The 17,955-nt window shown below is 64.8% G+C and carries 16 protein-coding genes; 8 read left to right on the forward strand and 8 right to left on the reverse strand.

All coding sequences use genetic code 11. The annotated features are described in order from the left end of the window. Positions 1 to 37 precede the first annotated feature (37 nt). On the reverse strand, positions 38 to 1,330 hold the full coding sequence (locus ACE039_RS06465) for a M20/M25/M40 family metallo-hydrolase (protein WP_485821788.1): 1,293 nt from the start codon (positions 1,328 to 1,330) through the stop codon (positions 38 to 40). A gap of 355 nt (positions 1,331 to 1,685) precedes the next feature. Here ACE039_RS06465 and ACE039_RS06470 point away from each other — a divergent pair, with 355 nt between their 5' ends. After that, positions 1,686 to 3,650: a SurA N-terminal domain-containing protein gene (locus ACE039_RS06470; protein ID WP_485821789.1), complete on the forward strand. Its 1,965-nt coding sequence runs from the start codon at positions 1,686 to 1,688 to the stop codon at positions 3,648 to 3,650. A 32-nt stretch (positions 3,651 to 3,682) separates the two neighbouring features. Here the strand turns inward: ACE039_RS06470 and ACE039_RS06475 are convergent, their stop codons facing one another. Then, a complete protein-coding gene (locus tag ACE039_RS06475; RefSeq protein WP_332008557.1) occupies positions 3,683 to 4,348 on the reverse strand; it encodes an arylesterase in 666 nt (221 codons plus the stop codon). Here ACE039_RS06475 and ACE039_RS06480 point away from each other — a divergent pair. Beyond that, positions 4,347 to 5,024, forward strand: coding sequence for an ABC transporter ATP-binding protein (locus ACE039_RS06480; RefSeq protein ID WP_448708043.1), 678 nt, complete (start codon positions 4,347 to 4,349; stop codon positions 5,022 to 5,024). The genes ACE039_RS06475 and ACE039_RS06480 overlap by 2 nt on opposite strands. A gap of 31 nt (positions 5,025 to 5,055) precedes the next feature. On the opposite strand, the gene ACE039_RS06485 is transcribed toward ACE039_RS06480, so the two are convergent. The 3 genes from ACE039_RS06485 to ACE039_RS06495 are packed head-to-tail and all read right to left on the reverse strand — an operon-like array spanning position 5,056 to position 8,800. Then, positions 5,056 to 6,039: an ABC transporter substrate-binding protein gene (locus ACE039_RS06485; protein WP_105558280.1), complete on the reverse strand. Its 984-nt coding sequence runs from the start codon at positions 6,037 to 6,039 to the stop codon at positions 5,056 to 5,058. A gap of 24 nt (positions 6,040 to 6,063) precedes the next feature. Further along, a complete protein-coding gene (locus ACE039_RS06490) occupies positions 6,064 to 7,710 on the reverse strand; it encodes an ABC transporter permease (protein ID WP_485821953.1) in 1,647 nt (548 codons plus the stop codon). Between the two features lie 13 nt (positions 7,711 to 7,723). Then, positions 7,724 to 8,800 carry an ABC transporter ATP-binding protein gene (locus ACE039_RS06495; RefSeq protein ID WP_485821954.1) on the reverse strand — a complete coding sequence of 359 codons (1,077 nt, stop codon included), beginning with the start codon at positions 8,798 to 8,800 and terminating at the stop codon, positions 7,724 to 7,726. Between the two features lie 243 nt (positions 8,801 to 9,043). Here ACE039_RS06495 and ACE039_RS06500 point away from each other — a divergent pair, with 243 nt between their 5' ends. Then, positions 9,044 to 9,952: a LysR substrate-binding domain-containing protein gene (locus ACE039_RS06500; protein WP_485821955.1), complete on the forward strand. Its 909-nt coding sequence runs from the start codon at positions 9,044 to 9,046 to the stop codon at positions 9,950 to 9,952. 11 nt (positions 9,953 to 9,963) lie between these two features. After that, positions 9,964 to 10,674, forward strand: coding sequence for a phosphoserine phosphatase SerB (serB, locus tag ACE039_RS06505; protein ID WP_485821956.1), 711 nt, complete (start codon positions 9,964 to 9,966; stop codon positions 10,672 to 10,674). Here the strand turns inward: serB and ACE039_RS06510 are convergent. The 3 genes from ACE039_RS06510 to ACE039_RS06520 all read right to left on the reverse strand — a co-directional run bounded on the left by ACE039_RS06510 (position 10,587) and on the right by ACE039_RS06520 (position 13,507). Then, positions 10,587 to 11,168 (reverse strand): hypothetical protein, encoded by a 582-nt coding sequence (locus ACE039_RS06510; RefSeq protein ID WP_485821957.1) that lies wholly within the window; start codon positions 11,166 to 11,168, stop codon positions 10,587 to 10,589. The two genes, serB and ACE039_RS06510, sit on opposite strands and share 88 nt — an antisense overlap. 53 nt (positions 11,169 to 11,221) lie before the next feature. Continuing rightward, entirely contained in the window at positions 11,222 to 12,412 is a 1,191-nt protein-coding gene (fabV, locus tag ACE039_RS06515; protein WP_485821958.1) for an enoyl-ACP reductase FabV, read from the reverse strand. Positions 12,413 to 12,556: 144 nt separating this feature from the next. Beyond that, entirely contained in the window at positions 12,557 to 13,507 is a 951-nt protein-coding gene (locus ACE039_RS06520; protein WP_448708036.1) for a DMT family transporter, read from the reverse strand. A 68-nt stretch (positions 13,508 to 13,575) separates the two neighbouring features. Here ACE039_RS06520 and ACE039_RS06525 point away from each other — a divergent pair, with 68 nt between their 5' ends. The 4 genes from ACE039_RS06525 (at position 13,576) to ACE039_RS06540 (ending at position 17,921) form a co-directional block, all read left to right on the forward strand. Further along, positions 13,576 to 14,481: a LysR family transcriptional regulator gene (locus tag ACE039_RS06525; protein ID WP_313463471.1), complete on the forward strand. Its 906-nt coding sequence runs from the start codon at positions 13,576 to 13,578 to the stop codon at positions 14,479 to 14,481. Between the two features lie 411 nt (positions 14,482 to 14,892). Continuing rightward, positions 14,893 to 15,939, forward strand: a complete 1,047-nt coding sequence (locus tag ACE039_RS06530; RefSeq protein WP_485821959.1) for a TRAP transporter substrate-binding protein — start codon at positions 14,893 to 14,895, stop codon at positions 15,937 to 15,939. An 81-nt stretch (positions 15,940 to 16,020) separates the two neighbouring features. Beyond that, on the forward strand, positions 16,021 to 16,641 hold the full coding sequence (locus ACE039_RS06535; protein WP_448708035.1) for a TRAP transporter small permease subunit: 621 nt from the start codon (positions 16,021 to 16,023) through the stop codon (positions 16,639 to 16,641). Next, a complete protein-coding gene (locus ACE039_RS06540) occupies positions 16,638 to 17,921 on the forward strand; it encodes a TRAP transporter large permease (protein ID WP_313464886.1) in 1,284 nt (427 codons plus the stop codon). The genes ACE039_RS06535 and ACE039_RS06540 overlap by 4 nt, the downstream gene beginning before the upstream one ends. Positions 17,922 to 17,955: the final 34 nt, after the last annotated feature.

The raw sequence follows: 17,955 nt of genomic DNA on the forward strand, positions 1-17,955 counted from the left end.
GCAGCAAGCTCGCGCAGCGAGCGCAGCGTGGGGGTCCTCACTTCAGCGCGGCTTTGTCTTGCGACACATCCATGATCATGCGGGTTGCCAGGTACAGGCGCGGCACGATGCTGTTGATCTGGATGTACTCGGCATCGTTGGAGTGGGCGCCGAATCCGCTCAGGCCCATGCCTTCGACGACCGGGCCGCGGGCTTTCAGGGCGGCGAACGCGGCGTCCGTGCCCCCGCCGCTGGCGCGGTCGACGACTTTCATCGGCAGGTCCAGCTCTTTATAGATCTGCACGCCGTGCTGGGCCAGGGCGCGGGACGCGGCGGTGGCCTCCAGGGGCGGCCGGCGCACTTCGAACTTCACCGAGACCTTGGATTCGGGCAGCAGTTTCTTCTGGACGCGCTCTTCCAGGGTGCGCGCCAGGGCGTCGAAGTCCGACACGCGCAGCGCGCGGGCGTCGGCCTGGGCGGTTGCCTGGCCGGGGATGACGTTGCGGTTCGTGCCCGCCTGGGCGACGGTCCAATTCAGTTTCAGGCCTTCCTCGGGCTTGGAGAGCTTATCCAGTTGCAGCAGCTGGTGCGCCAGTTCATATAGTGCGTTGACACCGCCTTCGGGGCGGGCGCCGGCGTGCGAGGTCTTGCCTTGCACGGTCAGGTAGGCTGCGCCGATGCCGCTGGTGGCAAGGGTCAGGCGGGCTTCGGCGCCGCCGCCTTCGAACGAAAAGACGGCGTCCTGATCGGCGCCCAGCCTCGTAATGGTGCTGCGGGCGCCCGGCGAACTGATCTCTTCGTCGCCGTTGATCAGCACGGTGATGGTGCCGAAGTCGCGAAAGCCCAGTTTCTGAAGCAGAGTCAGGGTGTGGATGATGGTCGCGACGCCGTGTTTGTCGTCGGCGATGCCCAGGCCGTAGGCTTTGTCACCGTCCACCCGGAACGGCTGGTCTTTCAGCATGCCATTGCGATACACCGTGTCCATATGCGCGATCAGCATGATCTTCTTGGTGCCGGTTCCCTTGAATTCGGCATGGACCATCGGGCCGACCTTTTCCGGGGTGTCGTCCAGCCGGAAGACATCGGTGGCCGGCAGGATCTCGACCGTGCCGCCCAGCGCCTTCAGGCGGTCGCGGATCAGGTCGGCGATGCGTTCCACGCCTTCGACGTCCTTGCTGCCGGACTCGATGTTGACCAAATCCCGCATGGTGTCGAGCATTGCCTGTTGCTGGCCCTTCGCGGCTTCGTGCACGGCGGCCACGGGCGCGGCCAGCGCCGCGTGCGCGCCGCCCAGGAAGGTCAGGGCGATACAAGCGCGCAGAACATGCAGGCGGGGAGAGGTAAGCGGCATCGAGGGAACCCTTTATGTGGCGGGGAAAGGGGCGCCGGCCGGAACGGCCTGGCGTCAGGGACGCAAGGCCAAATGGCGCGCGGCTCCTGAAAGTCACGATACGAGCGCGCGGGAAGCGCGAAAATGGTGATTTCCCGGGTTGACGGCGCACGCCTTCCATGTAGTGGGGACAGGTCGAAAGGCCCGCCGGGAACTTGAAGAGAATCCGAAGCTCCCATACGGGCGGGTAATGCTAAAATCCGCCGGCTGATCCGGTAATGACCGGTATGGGAATGGGCGAATCGAGTTCGCCCTTTTTTATGCGTTTTCTTGCGGCTCTGGGTGGATACCCCCGGAGCGCGGCAACAGGGATTCCATGTTCGAATTTATTCGCAGCCATCGGCGCTGGATGCAGTTCATCCTGCTGATTCTGATTGTGCCGTCCTTCTTCCTGGTCGGAATTCAAGGCTATGACAGCTTCATGCGCCAAGAGCCTGAGCTGGCGACAGTCGACGGCCAACCTATTTCGCGTGCCGAATTTGACCAGGCGCACCGCAACCAGCTGGAGCAGTTCCGTCAGCGCATGGGCGCGCAGTTCGATCCGGCCGTGATCGACACGCCGGCGATGCGTGAAAGCCTGCTGAATCAGCTGATCAATCAGCGCCTGCTGGCCAACGTCGCCGTCGACAACCGTTTCACGGTGTCCGACGAAACGCTGCGCAACACCATTGCCGCCATTCCGGAAGTGCAGGACAACGGCCGCTTCTCGCCCGAGCGCTATCGCCAGGTACTGGCAGCGCAGGGCATGTCGCCGACCTCGTTCGAAGCCGGCCTGCGCCGCGACCTGGCGGTCGCACGCGTGCTGGAACCCGTCGGGCAATCGTCGCGCGCGCCTACCGAAGTCGTGGCATCGCTGGAAACCGCATTGACCCAGCAGCGCACGGTGCAAACGCGCCGCTTCGCCGCTGCCGATTTCCGCTCGCAAGTCACCGTCACGCCGGCCGACATCCAGGCTTGGTACGACGCCAACAAGCAGCAGTTGCAGGTCCCCGAGCAGGTCCAGGTGCAGTACCTGGTGCTGGACGAGGCCGCCGCCACGCAAGGCATTCAGGTCAAGGACGAAGACCTGACGGCCTATTACGAGCAGAACAAGAACCGCTTCGGCCAGCCCGAACGCCGCCGCGCCAGCCACATCATGATCGAACTGGCCCCGGGCGCATCGGAAGACGCCCGCAAGGCTGCTCGCATCAAGGCTGACGACCTGGCCCGCCAGGCCGCTGCCGATCCGGCGCAGTTCGCCGAATTGGCCCGCAAGAATTCGCAAGACGCCGGGTCGGCTGCCAATGGCGGCGACCTGGGGTGGCTGGCACCGGGCATGTTGACCGGCCCGCTCGAAAAGGCGATTTTCGGCCAGGCCAAGGACCAGGTGTCCGGCGTGGTGGAAAGCCCGTCCGGCCTGCACATCGTGAAGGTTACCGAGATCCAGCCTGCGGCCATCAAGCCGCTGGCCGAAGTCAAGGACCAGATCACCGGCGAAGTCCGCAAGCAGCTTGCCGCCGTGCGCTTCTCGGAAATGGCCAGCCAGCTGAACAAGCAGGTCTATGACCAGCGCGACAGCCTGCAACCCGCTGCCGATGCCGTCGGCCTGAAGCTGCGCACCGCCTCGGGCGTGACTCGCGAAGGCCTGCTGCCCGCCGATAAGGCCGGTCCGGGCTCGGCCGCCGACAGTCCCGATGCCGCGCTGTTGGATAATCCGCGCGTGCGCCAGGTGCTGTTTTCGCCCGACGTGCTGCGCGAAAAGCAGAACTCCGGTGTGATCGAACTGTCGCCTGCCACCATGATGGCCGTGCGCGTTGCCGCCGTGGAACCGGCGCACGTGCCGGCGCTGGACAAGGTCAGCGAGACCATCCGCGCCAAGCTGCTGGATGAACGTTCGGCCGAAGCCGCCAAGAAGGCCGGTGAAGCCGCGCTGGCGGCCGACAAGGCAAATCCGTCGGCGGCGCCGGAAGGCTTCTCGGCGGCCGTGACCGTGTCGCGTCAGAATCCCAAGGACTTGCCGCAAGCGGTGGTGGACGCCGCGATGCGCCTGCCGGCCACCCAATTGCCCGGCTATGCCGGCGTGCAGTCGGGCGCCGACTACACGTTGGTGCGCCTGGAAAAGGTCGAAGCCGGCACGGTGGATGCCGCCGCCAAAGACCGCCTGACGCAGCAGTTGTCGGGCGGCCTGGGCCAGGCTGAAATCGAAGCGCTGCTGAAAATGCTGCGTGAACAGTACAAGGTGCAAGTGCTGCCCAGCGCCGCCGAAGTCATCCGCGGCGAGCAGCCGCAGGCGGCAGGCTGATCAGCAAGAAAGGGCCTTAACGCCAAAAGGCCCTAGTTCAACAGTGGCTGCAACGTCGGCCACACGTTGTCCAGCAATTGCGGCTGGGCATCCTCATTCGGATGGATGCCGTCGGCCTGGAACATCGCCCGGTTCGTTGCGATACCTTCCATCAGGAAGGGCACGAGCCGGGCGTTTTCGTCTTTGGCGACCGTCGGGAACAGTTGGGCGAAACGCTGCGTGTAATCGCGGCCATAGTTGGGCGGGATCTGCATGCCGACGATCAGCACCTGCGCATCCGCCTTGCGCGAAGCCTGGGCCATGGCGCGCAGGTTCTGTTCGGTCATGGACAGCGACAGGCCGCGCAGAGCGTCGTTCGATCCCAGCTCCAGCACCACGACCGCCGGCGCATGTTGGCGCAACAGCGCAGGCAGGCGAGCCACGCCGCCGCTGGTCGTATCGCCGCTGATGCTGGCGTTGATCACCTGGTACTTGGGGTATTGTTCCGAAACCCGGGCGGACAGCAAGGGCACCCAGCCCGTGCCGCGCTTGATGCCGTATTCGGCGGACAGGCTGTCGCCCACCACCAATACGGTGCGCGGCGCGGAACCCTGGGCCGCCGCAGCGGTCTGAGCGTGGGCGGGGGACGCCATGACGGCGGCTGCCAGGGCGGTTTTCGCCAGGGCGGATGTAAGACGCAGACGGGAAAATAGGCGCATGGATAGCAAGAATTCGATCGAAGTGAAAGGGCTGGGCAAGCGGGTGGCCGATGCCGGCGGGACGCTGTCCATCCTGGATGGTATCGATTTTACGGTGGCGGCCGGAAGTGCCGTGGCCATCACCGGAAGTTCCGGATCGGGCAAGTCGACCCTGTTGGGACTGCTGGCCGGGCTGGATGTTCCCAGCATGGGCAGCGTACACCTGGCCGGGCAGGACCTGTTCGCGCTTGACGAGGACGGCCGTGCGCGGTTGCGCGCCAATCATGTGGGGTTCGTGTTCCAGTCGTTCCAGCTGCTGCCGAACCTGACCGCGCTGGAAAACGTGATGTTGCCGCTGGAACTGGCCGGGCAATCCGCCCGCGAACCCGCGCAAGCCATGCTGGAGCGCGTGGGCCTGGGCGCCCGGTTGCACCATTACCCTCGGACGTTGTCAGGCGGCGAACAGCAGCGCGTGTCGCTGGCGCGCGCCTTCGTGGTGCAGCCCGATCTGCTGTTTGCCGACGAGCCCACCGGCAGCCTGGATGCCGCGACGGGCGTTACGGTCATCGACCTGATGTTCGATCTGCACCGCGAACACGGCACCACGCTGGTGCTGGTGACGCACGACCCGCAGCTGGCCGCGCGTTGCGGGCGCCAACTGGTGCTGGCCGCCGGCCGGATGGTCCAGGGCGCTTGAGACGCCCCGGCCAGATCGGCTTACCTGTCGGTCATTTCGCTTTGGCGACCGCCTGGTTCCATGCCGCGACCACGGATTCATACTCGGTGGCGGCGGCTTCCTGGCTGACCGGGAAGATCTTGACCGTGGACAGATCGGGCAGGGTGGTCAGGCTGGCCACGGCCACGTCGGTGCGGGTCGGGCGGCGGAAGTTCTTCACCAACTGCGCTTCTTGCGACGCCTTGCTCAGCAGGCCGTCGTACAGCGCCTTGGCGGCATCCAGGTTTTTCGCGCCCTTGATGATGAACATCCCTTCCGGTGCCAGATAGCTGCCTTCGCTGGGGTAGACGAGCTTGATCTCCTTCTGCCCGCCCGCCACGTACTCCTGCGCGGCGTATTCCAGCGTCATGCCCACGGCGTATTCCCCGGCGGCCACGCCCTTGTAGGTGGTGCCGGACGAGGCGGTCACGACCGCGTTGGCGGCGATCTTGTCCAGGCCGGCCTGGCCAAACTGCTTGTACAGGCCATAGACCAGCATGTAGGCCGTGCCGCTCTTGGCGGGGTCGGTAATGGCGAACTTGTTCTTCCACTGCGGCTGCATCAGGTCCGACCAGGTGGCGGGCGCCGGCAGCCCCTTCAATTGGCGCTCGTTGACCATCATCACCATGACGTGCACGTTCGTGCCAACCCACAGGTCGTCCGGCCCGCGGAACTCGGCCGGGATCTTGTCCAGGTCGGCCGGGCGGTAGGGCTGAAGGTGCTGGCGATAGGCGCCCAAGGTGCCGAAACCACCGCTCCAGAACAGGTCGCCGCGCGGATTCTGCGACTCGGCCTCGATGCGCTTCATCATCGTGCCGGTGCCGCCGGTGACGGGCTGTACGTTCAGCTTGGGGCTTGTCTTCTTCACCGCTTCCAGCGCGGTTTCGATGGTTTCCGTATTGTTGGACGAATACAGCACGACGTTCTGGGCGTGCGCGGCGCCCGACGCCAGGGCGGCGGTCAGGACACTGGTGCGTATCAGGTGCTTGAGTTGCATGGCTAGCCTTTGGATCGAGGGGGGTTATTTGCCGGAGAACAGCTTGATGCGGAATGCCTTGACCGACACGATGATGGGCAGCACGATCACCGTGACCAGCGCGGCGCCGTAGGCCGAGGCCATGCCCAGCCGGCCGCCGTCTACCTGGCGGAAGATGGCGATCGGCATGGTTTCCAGGCCGCCGCTGTAGGCGACGATTGACGCGGAGAGTTCCGAGATGGTCGTGAGCCACATCAGGATGGCGGCCGAAATGATCGACGCCTTCATGGCGGGCAGGATCACTTTGAAGAACGTCATCAGCGGGGATACGCCCAGGCTGATGGAGGCCTCTTCGATCGAGTCCGGGATGTTGAACAGCACCGACGAGGCGTTGCGCACCGCGAACGGCAGGCGGCGCACGGTGTAGCACAGCACCATGATGCCGGATGTGCCTGCCAGCACCAGCCAGCCGGTGTTGAACGTCTGCACCAGCGCAATGCCCAGCACCGTGCCCGAGATCGTCAGCGGCAGCACCACGATGTAGTCCAGTACTTGCGTGAAGGCGCTGCGCTTCTTGATCGTCAGGTAGCTGACCAGCACGGCGAACGCCACGCCCAGCACCGTCGCCAGCGATGCAAACTTCAACGAATTCAGGATGGGTTCCGGTGCGCCATGCACGGCCCGCTGCATGCTGGCCAGGGACCACTGGCCCCATTGCATGACGGGGCCGCTGGTCTTGGTGAAGGCCGCCACGAACACGATGATGAGCGGCAACATGGACAACAAAATCACGAAGCCGACGCCGCCGGTGTACAGCGCGGCCGTCCACGAGCGCACCCGCACGGCCGCTGGCGCGCGGCCTTGTGTCATGGTGTAGACCTTGCGTTCGACCACGCGTTTCTGGAAGAAGAGCACGATGGCGACGATCGCGACCGACACGACGGACATGGCGCTCTGCAGGGTGGGGCTGCCCCCCATTTCGCTGACGAAGGTGTTGTAGGTCATGACCGACAGCAGCGGCACGCGGCTGCCCAGCAGCATCGCCAGCGCGAAGTTGCCCACGACCAGCGTGAAAACCACCAGCGCGTTGACCAGCACCGCCGGCAGCAGCACGGGCACCAGCACCCGAAGCTTGGTCAGGAAAGGCGGCGTGCCCAGGCTCAGGCCGGCTTCTTCCAGCTGTCCGTCAAAGCCGCGCAGCGCGGCCAGAACACCCAGGTAGATGTAGGTGTAATAGACGAGCGTCATGGAAAACACCATGCCCGTCCAGCCGTAGAAAGAGGGCAGCGAGATGCCCGCGTCGCCCAGCAGATTGGTCAACAGCCCGTTATTGCCCAGGACCAACAGCCACGACTGGCCCACGATGATCTCGGGGATCACGATGGTCAGCACCGGCAAGATCGCCACCAGGTTCTTCAGCGGAAAGTCATAGCGCGCCACCATGTAGGCGAACGGCACGCCCACCAGCACCGTGCAGGTCGTCACGGCCAGGCCCAAGATCAGCGTGTTGCCGAAGGCCTCCAGGTATTGCGAGTCTGCCAGCAGGGCCTTGAATCCCTCAAGCGAAAAGCCGCCGTTCTGCCCGGTGACGCTGTTGCCGAACAGTACGCCCAGCGGATACAGCACGAAGAACAGCAGCAGGACCAGGCTGATTGCGGTCAGGATGCCCCAGGGCCACCATTTGATTTTCATGGCGCGGGCGTCCTCAGGCGTTGACGACGCGGCTGTCGGCCGGGATCAGCACCTGCACGGCTTCGCCGGGCTGGAACTGCGCGACCATGTTGCCGGCATGCAGCTCGACGCGGATCTCGGAGCCGTTGTCCAGGGCGATGCGATAGGCGGTCTTGAAACCCAGATACTGGCGGCGCAGCACTTTGCCCGGCAGCGTGTTCGGCACGTAGGGGGCGGGCGCCATCAGCGCCAGTTCTTCGGGCCGCGCAATCAGCACACCGCTGGCGTCCAGATGCGCACTGCCGCGCACGCCGTCGAATCCCAGGCCGCAAAGCTCATAGCGGACATGGCCGTCGGGCGCGCCTGCAAGGCCCGTGCGCGCAGGCACCGGAATCACGTTGGCCGAACCGATGAAGTCGGCCACGTAAGCATTGACGGGCGTGCCGTACAGTTCTTCGGGCGTGCCCAACTGCGCAATGTTGCCGTGGTCCATGATGGCGATGCGGTCGGACATGGCCAGTGCCTCTTCCTGGTCGTGCGTGACGAAGACGGTCGTGATGCCGGCTTCACGCACCAGGTCCAGGATGACGTCGCGCATTTGCAGACGCATCTTCGCGTCCAGGTTGGAGAGCGGTTCGTCCATCAGCAGCACGCGCGGCCGGATCACCAGCGCGCGGGCCAGCGCCACGCGCTGGCGTTGTCCGCCGCTCATCTGCGCGGGGTAGCGGTCGGCCAGCGCCAGCAATCCCACTTTATCCAACGCCTCGTTCGCGCGACGAGTGGTTTCGGCGCGTGCCACGCCGCGGGCGCGCAGGCCGTAAGCCACGTTGTCGAAGGCGGTCTTGTCGGGGAACAGGGCGTAGTCCTGGAACACCATGCCGATGTCGCGGCGGTGGGCCGACACGTGGGTCACGTCGTCCTGGTCGAACAGCAGGCGTCCACCGTCGGGGGCATAGAAGCCTGCGATGCACCGCAGCAGCGTGGTCTTGCCGCAGCCGCTGGGCCCGAGCAGCGTGTAGAACGCGCCGTCGGGAATGTGCAGCGACAGATTGCGCAGCACTTGCTGCCCGCCGAAAGTCTTGACGATGCCGTCTACCGTGATCGATGCCATGTGTGGTTCCTGCTTGGGTTCCCGGCATCATAGGAATGCGTCCGCTCGGCGACCAGCAGTGTTTTTTAAGGCATGGCGTTAGATTTTCTAAGAGGTCGGCGCCGCCGCTATCCCCTAGAATGCCGCTGAACAGCGTGGACGCCGGCGATAGCCGCGCCGCCGATAAGTCAATAACAAGGGTAAACGTGGGAAAGAGCAGCACAGTCTTGCGCCAGGCCGGCGGCCGGGCCGGCGTCCGCTGACATGACGGGGCAGAGCCTGCCGCCGTTGAAAGCCCTGCGCGTCTTCGAAGCCGCGGCGCGGCTGCGCAGTTTCACGGCGGCCGCCGACGAGCTCAGCATTACGCATAGCGCCGTCAGCCAGCAGATCCGCATTCTTGAAGACTATGTGGGCCAGCCGCTGTTCGCCCGCGAAGCGCGCGGCGTGGCGTTGTTGCCGTGCGCCCAGGCGTATTTTCCGGAAGTGCAGGCAAGCCTTGAGCGCATCGCCGCGGCGACCGCCAAGCTGAAGTCGCCGGCCTACGGCGGTGTGCTGCGCGTCTGCGCCACGCCGTCGCTGACCATGAAATGGTTGATCCCGCGGCTATCGGCCTTCCAGGCCCGCCATCCGGGGATCGACGTGCAACTGAGCACGCAGGCGCGCCCGTTCCTGGACCGAGGCGGCGATTCCGGCGCCGACGTGTTGATACGGCACGGCTTCATGGCGCAGTCCGACCTGGCCTGCGTGCACTGCCTGGATGATTTTCATCTGCCCGTGGCGTCGCCGCGCTTCATCGAGCGCAACCGGCTGGCCGCGCCGGCGGACTGCCTGGGCCATCCCCTCTTGAAGATATCGGGCGGCATGGACCACTGGCCGCGCTGGTTCGCGCTGGCCAAGGTGGACGTGCCGGCGCAGTTGCCCGGTCCCGTGTTCGATCACCAGTTCCTGTGCATGCAGGCGGCCATGAACGACCTGGGTATTGCCCTGGCGCCATGGAGCCTGTTGGAAGACGACATCCGCGCCGATCGCTTGCGGCCGTTGTTCGCGCAACCGCAGCTGCCCAATGCCGGCATTCACGCCCTGTACCGGCAGGACGGTCCCGCAGCGGTCCCGGCGCAACTTTTCATCGCCTGGCTGTGCGCGCAGCAGCACGGCTTGCCTCATCCCGCATAAATAGGACTTCGATGCCCCCATTCTTGACGACCCCCGGCCTGCAATGGCGCGGCATTGCGCCTCCGCTGGCGCTTTCCGATTACCGCGTCATCGCGTTCGACATGGATTCCACGCTCATTTCGATCGAGACGCTGGATGAAATGGCCGACTTGATGGGCAAGAAGGCCGAAGTCGCGGCGCTGACCGAGGCGGCCATGCGCGGCAACATCGCGGATTACAAACAAAGCCTGCGCGAGCGCGTGGCCTTGCTGGCCGGCATGCCCGAAACCCTGCTGGACACGGTCTACGAACAACGCGTCAAGATCAATCCGGGCGCCGAAACACTGATCAAGGCGTGCAAGGCCGCGGGGCTGACGTGTTTGCTGGTAACCGGCGGATTCACTTGCTTTACGGACCGGCTGCGGGTGCGCCTTGGGTTGGACGATGTGCGCGCCAATGTGCTGGAAGTGGTCGATGGCCAATTGACGGGGCGGCTGCTGCCACAGGAGTGGGGCGATCTCTGCGATGGCGAAGAAAAGCGCCGAAAGCTGGTGGACGTTTGTGCGGCGTTAGGCGTCGGCCCCGAGCGCGCGATTGCGGTGGGCGATGGCGCGAACGATCTGCCGATGATGCGTGCCGCCGGTTTGTCTGTGGGCTACCACGCCAAGCCGGCGGTTCGCCGCGAGGTGAACGTGTCGATCGACCACGGCGGGCTGGACAGGTTGCTGGAATTGTTTGCGTAGTGGCGGCGCGACGGGACCTGCCGGTTCAAAAATAAACCGCATTGATTCCATAAAAAAATGCGAGTAGTCTCATTGACAACCGCGATATAAAAGAATTCGGCGTTCATCAAGACCCGCGTGTCGTCGATTTTCTTCGGCGACCAGCCGGTGGATTTAAGGTTCTGCAGGACGACGCCGTTATCAGATCGGAAGGCAAGCTCGCCTTCTGGATCTGCCAACGCCTTGGGAGGCGTCATGACCGTTCGCAATTCACTGCTTGCGTTGTCTCTTGTGTCGTTGCTGGCGCCTTCGATGGCCAGCGCCCATGATGGCACGATTCGATTTTCGGGCGCCATCGTGGAGTCGGCGGGTTGCCAGGTCCAGATGGCAGGGCGCTCCGCTGCGGCGCCCGTGCCGAAGGTCACTTGCGAGGGATCGGACGGTCGCAAGGCCATTCCTGCCGCAAACATCGTCAAGGTCAGTTCGAAGGCGCTGCCGCCGGTGGCGGACCGCAACGGCGGTCCGGCCCGGCAATACCGCCTCGTGACCTCGATTACCTATAGGCCGATCAGAGCAGGCCGCGGATTTCCACGGCCGGGTCCACATCGGCCTCGTAGTCCACGCCATCGATTTCGAAGCCAAACAGGCGCAGGAAGTCCTGCTTGTAGCCGGCGAAATCGGTCAGTTCATAGATATTGTCGCTGGTGACCTGGCCCCACAAGGCCTGCACCTGCGCCTGCACGTGCGGATCCAGTTCCTTGTAGTCGGTGCGCAAGCGGCCATCGGCGTCAAGGATCGGCGTGGCGCTGCACAGACTGTCTTGGTACAGGCCATGGACCTGTTCGATGCAGCCTTCGTGCGTGCCCGCTTCCTTCATGATCTTGAACAGCAGCGACAGGTACAGCGGCATCATCGGAATCGCCGAACTCGCTTGCGTGACGACGGCCTTCAGCACCGAAACCCGGGCGTCGCCGCCTCGCGCCGCCAGCTTGGCGCGGATGTCCAGCACCTTTTCGTCCAGGTCCTTTTTGGCCGCGCCGATCGAGCCGTTCCAATAGATGTCGTGCGTGATCTTTTCGCCCAGATAGGTGAAGGCGGTGGTGGTGGCGCCTTCGGCGAGCACGCCGGCTTCCAGCAGCGCGTCGATCCACATTTGCCAGTCTTCACCGCCCATGACGGCGATCGTGGCGTCGATCTCGGCTTGCGTGGCCGGTTCAAGCACCGATTCCTTGACGACTTCGCGATCGGTGTCCAGGCCGCGCAGGTTCACGGCCTTGCCGATCGGTTTCAGTGTCGAATTGAACACTTGGCCCGTCCGGGGATGCGTGCGGCGCGGGGCGGCCAGGCTGTAGATCACCTGGTCGACCTGGCCCAGGTCCGCCTTGATGGCGGCAATGGTTTTTTGCTTGATTTCGTCCGAGAACGCGTCGCCGTTGATGCTCTTGGCGTACAGGCCCGCCGCCTCCGCGGCGTTATGGAAGGCCGCCGAGTTGTACCAGCCGGGCGTGCCCGGTTTTGCGGCGTCGGCGGGGCGTTCGTAAAACACGCCCAGCGTCTGCGCGCCACAGCCGAACGTCGCGCTGATCCGGGCTGCCAGGCCATAGCCCGTCGAGGCGCCCAGCACCAATACGCGTTTGGGGCCGCCAGCGATCGGGCCTTGCGCCTTGACGTAGTCGATCTGGTTCTTCACGTTGGCCTCGCAGCCGACGGGGTGGGTGGTGACGCAGATGAAACCGCGCACGCGGGGCTTGATGATCATGAAGACCTCACTCGGGAAGTGCGAAATGCGGGGGGATGCCGGATGCGGCCGCGGCCGGTCTCGCGAAAGCACAAAAAGCGACCAGCATTGTACGGGAGTGTGGGCCGGCCCGTTGCCGGGCCAGCTTTCCCCGTGATGTTGCGGTCAGCGCGCGCAGGCCTTTGGCGTGGCGGCGCCGCGGCGCCATTCGACCAGGCCGATACCGATGCCGCTGGCGCAGATGATCGCGATGCCCAGCCAGGTCAGCGGATCCGGGAAATGGCCCCAGACCAGCCAGCCCACGGACGTGGCGCTGATGATTTGCAGATAGATGAACGGCGCCAGCGTCGAGGCGGGCGCGCGCCGGTAGGCAGCGATCTGGAACAGGTGGCCCACGCCGCCGGTGACACCGGTCGAGATCAGCAGGAACCAATCGAACGCGGACAGCGATTGCAGCACGGGCAGCGCCGCCGGCAGGACGAAGGGCAGGGACAGCGTCAGGCAGGCCGTGCCCACCGCGCCGCTCCAGATCAGCGAGGTGAACGGATCGTCGCCGGCCACCCGCCGCGTGGCGATGAACTGGGCGGCGAAGCAACAGGCCGTCAACAGACCGAAGACGGTGCCCATCGGGTGCAGCCCGCCGCCCGGCCGGATGACGATGATCACGCCGATGAACGCGATGCCCGCCGCGACGAAACGCGACAGACGGGCGGGTTCTTTCAGAATCCAGGGCGCCAGCGACAACACCAGCAGGGGAGCCAGGAAGTTGATGGCCGTGGCTTCGGCCTGCGGGATGTAGCTGAGCGTCGTGAAGAACATCAGCGTGGCCAGGAACATCGAGCCGCCGCGTATCAGCTGTTCACGGGGGCGTTTGCTGCGCAGCACGCCCACGCCGCGGGCGGGCAAAACCAGCGCCAGCACCAGCACCAGATGCACGACATAACGGAACCACGACAGCACCAGCAGCGGCACGCCCGCGTTCATCACCCATTTTCCGCTGGCGTCCAGGCAGGACAGCGTCCACATCGATAACACCAGCAACAGAATGCCGACGAGCGGCCCGCGAGAGGCGGACGAGGCGGCGGGTTGCGGGCGACCGTGATCGGCCGGGGGCATGGACGGGCTCCTAATGGGGGAAACGGGCGGCTGCCATGATACGCTCATCCCGCCGGGGGAACAGGCCAATGATAGAACTACGCAACATCGAAACTTTTTTCTGGGTCGCCACGCTGGGCAGCTTTCGCGCCGCGTCGGAAAAGCTCAATACCACGCAGCCCGCAGTCTCTCAGCGCATTGCGTCGCTGGAAGCCGATCTGGGCGTGCTGCTCTTCGAGCGCGATGCGCGGGGCGTCAAACTGACGGCCAAGGGCCATGAATTACTGTCGCATGCCGAGCGCATGCTGCAGGTGCGGCGCGACATGTTCGAGGCCGCGCGCGAACAGAACGTCATGATGGGCACGGTGCGCATCGGCGTGGCCGAAACCATCGTGCAGACCTGGCTGCCTACTTTGATCGAACTGATCCACACGACCTATCCGGCGTTGGTGCTCGAGATCGAGGTGGATACCACCCATGTGCTGCGCTCGCATCTGATGTCGCGGCAGATCGACCTGGCCTTTCTGATGGGGCCCGTGCTTGAGGCACGGGTCGAGAACCTGCCGCTGTGTACCTATCCGCTGGCCTGGGTGGCCAGCCCGACGCTGGATCTGGGGCCGGAGCCCTTGACGCTGCAACGCATTGGCAAGCTGCCGATCATCACGTACCCGTCGAACAGCTCGCCGTACCGCTTCGTGCGCGACATGCTGACGCGTGCCGGCGTGGCCGCGCCGCGCATGTATGGCAGCGCGTCGATGTCGATGGTGGTGCGCATGACGCAGGACGGCATCGGCACCAGCGTGATCGCGCCGGTTTTCCTGGGCAAGGAACTGGCGCGCGGCGAATTGCGTATCTTGCGCGTCGAAGCCGACCCGTTGCCGGCGCTGAATTTCACGGCCACCTGGGTGCAGGGGCCGGACAGTCATGCGGTCAAAGTGATCGCGCAGATGGCGCAAAAGGTCGCGGCGCAGGCGGAAGGCGGCATTCCCGTCTAGGTGTTTTCCCCAGATGCCGCGCGCCGCCAGGCGCGTTCATGCGTCGGTGGCGCGCTTGGAATTGGCGCGCCATCGCCCGCAAACCCGCGCCAATAGGCGGTTTGCGCAATTGTTGCCGCGCCGCACGCGCCAGACCCAAGAAATATTTATACCCCCATATCGGAACATACGATTGGACGCTGGGCGTCCCGGGCGATGCAATGGCGGCACACCAATAAGCAACGCCTGGATACACAGCGCGGGGGAAAAGCATGAATACGCATCCGTTCCAGCCTTGGACGCGCGCAGCGGCCGGTTCGCCGCGCCACGTGTCCGACTCCCGTCCCTGAGTCCCGAATTCCTAACCGCGTGCGATCAGGGTAACGGGATCCCGCGCGCGACAGACCATCCCGCCAGCCAGGAGTTTTGTCCATGAAGAAGTCTCTTGTTTTCGCCGCCGTCGCCGCCAGCATGCTTGCCGGCGCCGTCCACGCGCAAGATCTGCCCAAAACCCAGTTGAAGGTCGTGGGAGGCCTGTCCAACCTGACCGCCTACAACGACTACGAAAAGCCGTTCTGGACCAAGACCATCCCCGAGTTGTCCAAAGGGCAGGTCACGGCGGACATCAAGGGCTTCAATGAAATGGGCCTGAAGGGCCCCGAGCTGCTGCGCCTGATGTCGCAGGGCGTGGTCGAGTTTGGCACGGCCACCTTGTCGTACTTCGCCAGCGACAACCCGATCAACGAAGCGATCGACCTGGCCGGCCTGGCGCCGGACGTCAAAACCGCGCGCGCCGTCACCGACGCGTTCGAACCCGTCTACGCCAAGCTGTATGGCGAAGGCAACAACGTCAAGCTGTTGGGCATTTCGACCTATCCCGCCCAAGTGCTGTTCTGCAACGCAGAAATCAAGAGCCTGGCCGACATCAAGGGCAAGAAGGTGCGCACCAGCAGCCGCACCACCGCGGAATTCGTGGAAGCGTTGGGCGGTTCCAGCGTCACGATGGCGTTCGGCGAAGTGGTTCCGGCCCTGCAGAACAAGGTGGTCGACTGCGCGATCACGGGCTCGCTGTCGGGCTATTCGGCCAAGTGGTACGAGGTGTCGACCCATCTGGTCGCATTGCCGATCAACTGGAACCAGCAGATCCACGCCGTCAACCAGAAGGCCTGGGACAAGCTCGACCCTGCCGTGCGCACGTTCCTGCAAACCAACATCAGGACGCTGGTCGACAACATCTGGGAAGCCGCGGCCCGCCAGACGCAAGAAGGCTATGACTGCAACACCGGCGCCGCGGCTTGCCCGTTCCCGGTCAAGGGCAAGATGGTCCTGGTTCAGCCTTCCGACGCTGACCGCGCGTTGCTGAAGAAGGTGGCGCAAGAAGCCGTGCTGCCGAAATGGGCCGCGCGTTGCTCGGCGCAATGCGTCAAGGACTACAACGCCACCATCGGCAAGACGCTGGGCCTGACCGCCAGCAAGTAAGCGCCGTTGCGCGCCGCCGCCATGCGCGGCGGCGCGTTGCAAGGCTAGTCATTACGGGCATTGCCCGCAGAGGTTCCATTCATGACCCAAACCGAACATTTCCGCCTGCTTGGCGGCCTGTTGCGGCGCGCCGAGAGCTTCTCGCGCGCGGCCGTATGGGCCGGCGGCGCCTTGACGGTGGCCAGCGTGCTGCTGATCTCCTTTGACGTCCTGGCGCGCAAGTTCCTGGGCTTTACGACGGGTGGCGCGGACGAGCTGTCCAGCTATGCCTTCGCCATCAGCACGTCGTGGGCGCTGGCCTTCGCCACGCTGCAACGCGCGAACGTTCGCGTCGATGTGTTCTACCAATACCTGCCGGTGCGGCTGTCCGCCGTGCTGGATTGGATCTCCATGGTGGCGATGGCCGTCTTCATGGTGTTCCTGACGTACTACGCCTACGACGTCGTGCAGACGTCATGGGCACAGAAATCCACGGCCAATACGCCGCTGGCCACGCCGCTCTGGATTCCGCAGGGGCTATGGTTGCTGGGCCTGGCCTGGATGTGCATCACGGTCGCCTTGATGCTGACGCGGGCGTCCGCCGCGCTGGTCACCGGCGACATCGAACTGGTCAAGCAGATCTGTGGCGTGCGTTCGGCGCAGGAAGAAGCTGAAGAAGAAGCCGCCGCGGGCGAGCGCATGGTGAAGGGAGAGGCCGCATGATTTCCACCGCATTGACCCTACTGCTGGTGCTGATCGGCCTGTCCATCCCGGTGGGCGCGGCGCTTGGCGTGCTGGGCCTGATCCTGGACCCGCTGTTCTCGATGCTGCCGCTGTCGCGCGCCATCGGTGAAATCTCGTGGAGTTCCAACAATGAGTTCCTGCTGGTGGCGATTCCGCTGTTCATCATGCTGGGCGAAGTGCTGCTGCGCGCAGGTTTCGCCGAACGCATGTATGGCGCGATGAGCCTGTGGCTGTCGTGGCTGCCGGGCGGCCTGATGCACGCCAACATCGGCGCATCGACCTTGTTTTCGGCCACGTCCGGTTCCAGCGTGGCCACCGCGGCCACCGTGGGCACGGTCGCCATTCCGCAGATTCGCAAGTACGGCTACAACGAGCCGCTGTTCCTGGGCAGCCTGGCCGCCGGGGGCACGTTGGGCATCCTGATCCCGCCCTCAATCAACCTGGTCATCTATGGCGTGTTGACGAATTCGTCGGTGCCCAAGCTGTATCTGGCCGGCATCATTCCGGGCTTTGCGATGGCCGCCTTGTTCATGCTGACGGTCGTGGTCGCCTGCGTGGCCAAGCCGTCCTGGGGCGGCAAGAAAATCCACGCCACCTGGGGCCAGCGGTTGGCCAGTCTGGTGCACCTGGCGCCGCCCATGGGCATTTTCTTCCTGGTGGTGGGGTCCATCTACGCGGGCCTCGCCACGCCGACGGAAGCCGCCGCGCTAGGCGTCCTGGGCGCGTTCATCCTGGCAGCCTGGTTCCGCCGGCTGACGTGGTCGATGCTGCGCGAGGTCATGGAAGGCACGATGCGCTCCACTGCGATGATCATGCTGATCGTCATCGCGGCCAGCTTCCTGAACTTCGTCATGTCCGCCACCGGGCTGACCGACGCGCTGACCAAGTCGATCACCGGCCTGGGCCTGTCGCCGGGCTGGATGCTGCTGATCGTGGTGATTTTCTACCTGGTGCTGGGCTGCTTCATGGAAACGCTGTCCATGATGATCACGACGATCCCTATCGTCGCGCCCATCATGATCGCCCTGGGTTACGACCCGATCTGGCTGGGCATCGTGATCATCATCCTGGTCGAGGCCGCCCTGATCACGCCGCCCGTCGGGCTGAACCTGTTCGTGGTGCAAAGCCTGCGCAAGGCGGGCTCCATGAGCGCGGTCATCGTCGGCAGCCTGCCGTTCGTCGCCGCCATGTTCGTGATGCTGGCCCTGCTGGCGTTCTGGCCCGACCTGGCGCTGTGGCTACCGCGCGCTTTTGGTTGATTCCTCATCCGTTGCGGCGGGGGGGGTCCGGGGC

This window comes from Achromobacter maghribensis (assembly GCF_057334215.1).

What these genes read in the sequence shown, in the direction of transcription:
- ACE039_RS06465 (WP_485821788.1), bottom strand. Translation starts at nt 1,330, where the DNA reads ATGCCGCTTACCTCTCCCCGCCTGCATGTTCTGCGCGCTTGTATCGCC.
- ACE039_RS06470 (WP_485821789.1), top strand. Translation starts at nt 1,686, where the DNA reads ATGTTCGAATTTATTCGCAGCCATCGGCGCTGGATGCAGTTCATCCTG.
- ACE039_RS06480 (WP_448708043.1), top strand. Translation starts at nt 4,347, where the DNA reads ATGGATAGCAAGAATTCGATCGAAGTGAAAGGGCTGGGCAAGCGGGTG.
- ACE039_RS06475 (WP_332008557.1), bottom strand. Translation starts at nt 4,348, where the DNA reads ATGCGCCTATTTTCCCGTCTGCGTCTTACATCCGCCCTGGCGAAAACC.
- ACE039_RS06485 (WP_105558280.1), bottom strand. Translation starts at nt 6,039, where the DNA reads ATGCAACTCAAGCACCTGATACGCACCAGTGTCCTGACCGCCGCCCTG.
- ACE039_RS06490 (WP_485821953.1), bottom strand. Translation starts at nt 7,710, where the DNA reads ATGAAAATCAAATGGTGGCCCTGGGGCATCCTGACCGCAATCAGCCTG.
- ACE039_RS06495 (WP_485821954.1), bottom strand. Translation starts at nt 8,800, where the DNA reads ATGGCATCGATCACGGTAGACGGCATCGTCAAGACTTTCGGCGGGCAG.
- ACE039_RS06500 (WP_485821955.1), top strand. Translation starts at nt 9,044, where the DNA reads ATGACGGGGCAGAGCCTGCCGCCGTTGAAAGCCCTGCGCGTCTTCGAA.
- serB (WP_485821956.1), top strand. Translation starts at nt 9,964, where the DNA reads ATGCCCCCATTCTTGACGACCCCCGGCCTGCAATGGCGCGGCATTGCG.
- fabV (WP_485821958.1), bottom strand. Translation starts at nt 12,412, where the DNA reads ATGATCATCAAGCCCCGCGTGCGCGGTTTCATCTGCGTCACCACCCAC.
- ACE039_RS06520 (WP_448708036.1), bottom strand. Translation starts at nt 13,507, where the DNA reads ATGCCCCCGGCCGATCACGGTCGCCCGCAACCCGCCGCCTCGTCCGCC.
- ACE039_RS06525 (WP_313463471.1), top strand. Translation starts at nt 13,576, where the DNA reads ATGATAGAACTACGCAACATCGAAACTTTTTTCTGGGTCGCCACGCTG.
- ACE039_RS06530 (WP_485821959.1), top strand. Translation starts at nt 14,893, where the DNA reads ATGAAGAAGTCTCTTGTTTTCGCCGCCGTCGCCGCCAGCATGCTTGCC.
- ACE039_RS06535 (WP_448708035.1), top strand. Translation starts at nt 16,021, where the DNA reads ATGACCCAAACCGAACATTTCCGCCTGCTTGGCGGCCTGTTGCGGCGC.
- ACE039_RS06540 (WP_313464886.1), top strand. Translation starts at nt 16,638, where the DNA reads ATGATTTCCACCGCATTGACCCTACTGCTGGTGCTGATCGGCCTGTCC.